Genomic DNA, 6,833 nt, shown 5'->3' with positions numbered 1-6,833 from the left:
CCTGACTCCTTGAACTCCTGACTCCTTGAACTCCTGACTCCTTGAACTCCTGACTCCTTAAACTCCTGACTCATAAGAAAAATTATGATCAATCCGGCTTGACATACCTCCATTAAATAAGGTAGACTAGGATACTGTTTCAACTATTTTGATTTCTACACTAGGCTGAAAGTGTATCAATAACATCGGTAACTGGATATTGCCTGAGTGTAGGTTTTTTGTTGTTTATTCATGAGGTGAATATGGCCAAGCGCCGTAACCCGAAAAAAGAAAAGGCGCTACGGAACCAGGCTTATGCCAGGAAGTTTCGTAAACGGACTACGACAGGAAGAATGCAAAGACGGTTCCAACAAAGACCACCTAAGAGTGAAGATGAAGAAACAGGGGCAGCAGCAATGGACGCTGCTGATTAATTTTACTGTTTGAATATTTACTCTTTGAATATTTACTCTGGAATTAATTTGCTATGTTTGGGCGTACATTTATTTTTATCTGTACGCCCTTGTTTTTAGGAGGCAGAAGGCAGAAGGCAGAAGGCAGAAGGCAGAAGGCAACAGTTTATTTTTTTCCCAATTACCAATCACCAATCACCAATTACCTATTTATTGTTATAAAATTTGAGTACGTGCAGCAATGAGCGCCTGTTTAACTTGCTCAAAGCCTGTACCACCGTAACTATTACGGGCTGCAACTACTTGACGGGGTGATATGGCTTCATAAATATCTTCTGCAAAGGCGGGGTGTATTTGTTGCCATTCTTGCAAGGTTAAATCTTTCAGCAGTTTACCAGCAGCGATACTGGTTTTCACGACTTTACCAACGATATTATAAGCTTCCCTAAAAGGTACTCCCCGCGCTGCTAAATAATCTGCCACATCGGTAGCATTAGAAAAGTCTTCTGCTACTGCTTCTGCTAGGCGTTGGGGTCGAAATTCTAAACCTTCTTGCATTAAAATAGTCATAGCCTCTAAACAGGCTTTAACTGTGTTCACAGCATCAAAAATACCTTCTTTGTCTTCTTGCAAGTCTTTGTTATATGCCAGGGGTAAACCTTTCATAATTACTAACATGGCCTGAAGATGACCAAAAACCCGCCCTGTTTTCCCTCTTACCAACTCTGGTACGTCGGGGTTTTTCTTTTGGGGCATGATGCTAGAACCTGTGGCACAGCTATCTTTGAGGGTGACAAAGCGAAATTCTTCTGATGCCCACAGGATCACTTCTTCCGAAAGACGGCTGAGGTGAACCATGATCATACTCGCTGCACAGAGAAATTCTATGGCAAAATCGCGATCGCTGACTCCATCTAAGCTATTAGCATAAATATCATCAAAATGCAATAGTTTTGCTGTGTAATGTCTATCAATGGGAAAAGTCGTTCCCGCTAAAGCACCACAACCCAAGGGGGAAATATTCACTCGTTTGTAAACATCTCCTAAACGTTCCCAGTCCCGTTGTGCCATCTGCAAGTATGCTAAGAGGTGATGGGCTAAACTCAGCGGTTGGGCGCGTTGAAGGTGGGTATAGCCAGGAATGAGGGTTTCAACGTTGTTTTCCGCAATATCTAGTAATACTTTTTGAAATTCCCTTAAATATCGGCGAATTTGTTGAATTTGGTCGCGCAAATAAAGTCTTGTATCTGTTCCTACTTGGTCATTACGAGAACGGGCGGTATGTAGCTTTTTACCGACATCGCCAATAATTTCTGTAAGTCGCTTTTCTACAGCAAAATGCACATCTTCGGCATCAATACCAGGTTGAAATTTACCTTCTCGGTATTCTTGCCTAATTTGTTCTAAACCTGTAACTAATTGCTCTCCTTCTTCTGGGGAAATAATTCCTGTGTGAGCCAGCATTTGAGCATGAGCTTGAGAACCAGTGATGTCATATTCTATGAGTTCAATGTCAAAACTGATACTGGCATTAAAACGAGCGATCGCTGGATGTAGAGCGGTTTCAAACCGCTGGCTCCAAGTTTGTTTTTCGGTCATAAATTAGAAAGGAGAGGTAATAACAATTTGTGATTTTAGACTTTGAATGAATATCAATTCCAAATTTAAAATCTAAAATTTAAAATCTAAAATTTAAAATCTAAAATCTAAAATCTAAAATCTAAAATCTAAAATCTAAAATCTAAAATCTAAAATTCATTCAACCGTAACTTGTTAAACTCTTAAACATATAGCCGATAACCATCCCAATTAACATTGCCCAAACTTGACCTGTTTTAACAAAGTTATTCCAAGCATTTTGCATCTATCCTAAAACATCTGGGTCTTGTATCTTAGTAGCTACAAAGTAGCTACAAAGTAGCTACAAGGTTAATATCAATGTGTATATTTCCCAAAAGGGAAAACAGTGTAGCATGAAAATGCAAATATTCCATAATCTCTTTACCAAACGGGTGATCAGCTTATTGAATTAGCAGTAATTGATCCAATCAGCAGTTACCGAAATTATACGCAGTTTTCACTGTATTAACCTAACTCTTGATCCGATGCCAAGCGTAATTTCTCGGAAGTTCGCAAAATTTGTCCTGCTAACACCGCTGCACCAAAGCCATTATCAATATTAACCACACCAATACCTGCTGCACAAGAATTAAGCATTGTTAATAAAGGAGCTAAACCGCCAAAACTTGCACCATAACCGATGCTAGTAGGAACAGCAATCACTGGACAATCTGCTAAACCTGCAACCACACTTGGTAAAGCGCCTTCCATACCTGCCACAACAATTAATACAGATGCAGAGTTAAGCAAATGACGATTATTTAATAAACGGTGAATACCTGCCACCCCCACATCCCAAAGACGCTGCACACGGAAACCATACAATTGGGCAGTCATAGCAGCTTCTTCAGCGACGGGTAAATCAGCAGTACCAGCAGAAACTATACCTATTTCTCCAGGAAAACGCGGTTGAATTTCATGGGGAATAATCGCACAAATCCTTGCTAATTCAAAGTATTGTAAACCTCTGACTTTTTTTTGCAGGATAGAATATACATCTGGTTGAATACGAGTGGCCATGACTACGGAAGTACGATGACGCATCACTTCCATAATTTGAGCAATTTGCTCAGGAGTTTTACCAGGACCCCAAATAACTTCGGGGAAACCGGTTCTTAAATGACGATGATGATCGATTTTGGCAAACTCACCCACAGATTCATAAGCTAAATCTTTGAGAGATTCAAAAGCTGTATCTGGGGAAATTGTACCATTAGCAACAGATTCTAATAGAGATTTTAAATTTTCAGGTTGACTCACAGCAGTTTTTTGGGGAATGGGGAATAGGGAATAGGGAATAGGGAATGGGGAATAGGGAATGGGGAATAGGGAATAGGGAATAGGGAATAGGGAATGGGGAATAGGGAATAGGGAATAGGGAATAGGGAATGGGGTAATAGATAATTATTTATCACCAATCACCAATCACCAGTCACCAATCACCAATCACCAGTCACCAGTCACCTGTCACCTACTTTGTAATTTTAATTTCATGAATGTTCCAGAAAGCACCACCCAAAGCAGAATATTTAATTCCTGCAAACTTATTTCTTACCGCTCCTAGAGAATAGGGATTTACCAAATAAATAAAGGGTAAATTCTCCTGTGTTATTTTTTGACTTTCAGCATAAATTTCTTTCACCTTCGCTTCATCAAATTCTTGAGCGCCTTGAATATAAAGTTGATGTATCTTTGCTTCCCAAGGTGCAACTTCCCAACCTTGAATTGGTTTTTGTCCTGGTTGGGGTTTTTGATTAAACATATGTAAAGCACCTTCAGGAGACCAAACACTTGCACCTTCATTGGGTTCTAAACCACCTGTTAAACCTAACAACGATGCTTCCCAATCTAAAGTATTAGAAAGTTTATCTAAAAAAGTACTCCATGCTAAAGGTGTGAAATCAACTTGAATACCTATTTTACTCAAATCTTGTTTAATTTGTGAACCCATTGCTTCACGGATTTTATTACCTGCATTGGTAAGTAAAGCAAATCTCACCCGGTTTCCTTGTGCATCTTCTAATTGATTTTGTGCATTGTATTTAAAACCAGCTTTGAGTAGTAATTCCTTAGCTTTTTCAGGATTGTAATTATAAACTTTTAATCCTTGTTCTGGAGTGAGATAATAAGGACTTTGCACAGAAATCGGCGAATTTTGCATTTGTCCCAAACCACGAAAAGTATTGTTAATCATGGTTTTTCGATCAATTGCGTAAGCTATAGCTTGACGAAATTCCACACTATTAAACCAACGTGATTTAATCGGATTAACAAGGGGTTTACCATTTCTTTTACCTTTATTCAAATTGAAAGAAATGAAACTTGTACTTGATGAAAGACCTCCATTATAAATTTGGAAATTACCTTGTTTTTCTTGTGCTTTGAGCAAAGAAAAATAATCAGGTGTCACCCCTACAAAGTCTAACCCACCAGAACGAAATTGCAGTAAAGATGTATCTGTAGATTCAACAATTTGCCAAATAATACGCTCAATATAAGGTTGGGGTTGACCTTGTGCATCTTTACGCCAATAATAGGGATTACGACGGAAAATTATCCGTTGACTGGTATCGTAACGTTCTAGTTTATAAGGTCCATTAACAATAATTTGCTCAGGTGGAGTATCTACACCCCACATTGTTAGAAATTTCGGTTTACCATCTTGATCTTTTGTTTTTACCGATTCTCTTAATACATGAGCAGGTAAAATAGCAGCACCAGCACTTTGTAAGAATGGTCTAAAAGGTTCGGGTACACTAAATTCTACTCTTTTATTATCAACTTTTCTCACGGTTGGTAATTTGCGATCTTTTCCAATTCTCAAAATATCTCTCACATTAGTGGGGATGTCTTTATTCAGATAAATATCGTTATAGGTAAAGACGACATCATCAACGGTTAATGGTTTACCATCTGACCATTTTAAATTATCCTTTAAAGTGAAGGTAATTTTGAGTTTATCTTCGGAAACTTCCCAGGATTCAGCTAAATTTGGTTCTAGTTCACCCGTGAGAGGATTTTGATTGAGTAAACCTTCATAAGTATAACCGAAAATGTTAGGTGATTCGGAACTAAGAGGATAGTTAAATGTTTTAGGATCGCTGAGTATACTGGTGACTAATTGTGGTACTTTTTGAGTTGCATTACTTTTGAAGTTGCTGGGGTTACAACCTGTGATTGATAATGCTGTAAATGACAGGATGGTGATGAGTAATAAAAGGCGTGTTGTGTGATTGAGAATGTTTTTATTGAATTTCATAATTTTTTTCACAAAATATAACCACAAAATCTAAATACTATTTAGTAAGTAAGCCATCATTAGTAATGATAGCTTGTTGTAGATTTTGAACTAATAGGGGCGCATAATTAGAAGTTTGATCGCGAGCAATTTCTCTAATTTTTAGTTCCATATCTCTTTTAAAATTAAGTTTTTCCTGCTTTTCTAATTTATAAACTGTAATTGCTTCTATATAACAAACATGGGGTATAAATATTTTTAAAGACTTAGGTGGATTATACAGCAAATTATCCGCTCGTGCATCCTGTCCTTTAGCAATAGATATTAAAAAGTTAGTTTCTATATAAAGTATGGTCATTTTTATATTCCTGGTACTGGTAATTAAATATAAATTATCTACTCTTCTTCATAGTTTTGTGAATATGTTTCTCCATTTTTTAGCTTTGCTAATAAACCTATTTTTTCTAATTCTTCAGAAGCAGGTGGTATTTCTGATTTCCAGTGATAGGTCAAATCTCTTAGCCAAGATACTATGAGGGTTTGCAAATAGAACTTAAATATTGTTTTCTCGCCAAATTCTGAATCATAATGGCTGAGAATTTTTCCTGTATTTAATGATATCTCCGGCTTGACAAATACGCCCTTAATAGATTTAAAAACCTTAATTTCTGTTAGATTTGCTAATATAGCAAATCTAGGGTTTTCCTGAGAGTTTTGTAAATATAGGTTGCTGACTTTTGATAAATTTTTTGATAAATTATTTTCATGATTTTTCAGAATTTCTTGCGTTGTGATATCTACTAATAATGCAATTTGCTGATTTTGATCTAAGACAATAATATCTGGAGAAGGTAGTTGAAATAAACTTTCTATTTTTTCTGGTGAATCAACTTGATTATTCCAAATATTAGAAATTAGTCTGATTTTAACTAATTCTTCAGGTTTATCTAAACTAAACATTTTCTCATCCTCCTATTAACTAATCACCAGCCACTAACAAAACTACAGCATAGGCACAAATACCTTCTTCTCTGCCAGTGGGACCCAATTTTTCATTAGTAGTAGCTTTGACACCAACTTGATTTGGTTCTAGTTGTAACACTGCTGCTAATTTATCTCGCATTGTAGCAATATGGGGTTTTAATTTGGGACGTTCTGCAACAACAACAGAATCAATATTGCCGATTTTCCAACCTTGTTCAATAATTAACTGATTTACCTGTTTTAATAACACAAGACTATCAGCGCCTTTCCATTGGGGATCACTGGGGGGGAAATAATGGCCAATATCTCCTAAAGATAAAGCGCCTAACATAGCGTCCATAATGGCGTGAGTGAGAACATCAGCATCACTGTGTCCTAACAAACCGAGTTCATGGGGAATGTGAACACCACCCAAAATTAAAGGGCGATCGCTCACCAATCTGTGAATATCGTAGCCGTTACCAATTCTGATGTTCATAAAAAATAGAAGTTCAGGAGATCAAGGAGTCAGGAGTCAGGAGTCAGGAGTCAGGAGTCACCAGTCACCAGTCACCAGTCACCAGTCACCAGTCACCAGTCACCAGTCACCAGTCACCAGT

The 6,833-nt window shown here is 37.4% G+C and carries 7 protein-coding genes; 1 reads left to right on the top strand and 6 read right to left on the bottom strand.

What is annotated here, in order from left to right; all coding sequences use genetic code 11:
- The first annotated feature begins 242 nt into the window (after positions 1-242).
- Positions 243-413: a hypothetical protein gene (locus tag PN497_RS15715; RefSeq protein WP_187039505.1), complete on the top strand. Its 171-nt coding sequence runs from the start codon at positions 243-245 to the stop codon at positions 411-413.
- Between the two features lie 195 nt (positions 414-608).
- Here the strand turns inward: PN497_RS15715 and argH are convergent, their stop codons facing one another.
- From argH to ispF, 6 genes are all read right to left on the bottom strand, one after another.
- Positions 609-1,991 carry an argininosuccinate lyase gene (gene argH / locus PN497_RS15710; protein WP_096566858.1) on the bottom strand — a complete coding sequence of 461 codons (1,383 nt, stop codon included), beginning with the start codon at positions 1,989-1,991 and terminating at the stop codon, positions 609-611.
- Positions 1,992-2,477: 486 nt separating this feature from the next.
- On the bottom strand, positions 2,478-3,272 hold the full coding sequence (larB, locus tag PN497_RS15700) for a nickel pincer cofactor biosynthesis protein LarB (RefSeq protein ID WP_096566856.1): 795 nt from the start codon (positions 3,270-3,272) through the stop codon (positions 2,478-2,480).
- A 211-nt stretch (positions 3,273-3,483) separates the two neighbouring features.
- Complete coding sequence (locus tag PN497_RS15695; protein WP_096566854.1) at positions 3,484-5,271, bottom strand: ABC transporter substrate-binding protein; 1,788 nt, start codon at positions 5,269-5,271, stop codon at positions 3,484-3,486.
- 37 nt (positions 5,272-5,308) lie between these two features.
- A complete protein-coding gene (locus PN497_RS15690) occupies positions 5,309-5,608 on the bottom strand; it encodes a hypothetical protein (RefSeq protein WP_096566852.1) in 300 nt (99 codons plus the stop codon).
- Between the two features lie 38 nt (positions 5,609-5,646).
- A complete protein-coding gene (locus tag PN497_RS15685) occupies positions 5,647-6,210 on the bottom strand; it encodes a hypothetical protein (protein WP_096566850.1) in 564 nt (187 codons plus the stop codon).
- 19 nt (positions 6,211-6,229) lie between these two features.
- Positions 6,230-6,712, bottom strand: a complete 483-nt coding sequence (gene ispF, locus PN497_RS15680) for a 2-C-methyl-D-erythritol 2,4-cyclodiphosphate synthase (RefSeq protein ID WP_096566848.1) — start codon at positions 6,710-6,712, stop codon at positions 6,230-6,232.
- Positions 6,713-6,833: the final 121 nt, after the last annotated feature.

The sequence above is a fragment of the Sphaerospermopsis kisseleviana CS-549 genome, from assembly GCF_028329225.1.
Taxonomy (GTDB): Bacteria; Cyanobacteriota; Cyanobacteriia; order Cyanobacteriales; family Nostocaceae; genus Sphaerospermopsis; species Sphaerospermopsis kisseleviana.
This window is presented reverse-complemented; position numbering and strand designations above follow the sequence as displayed.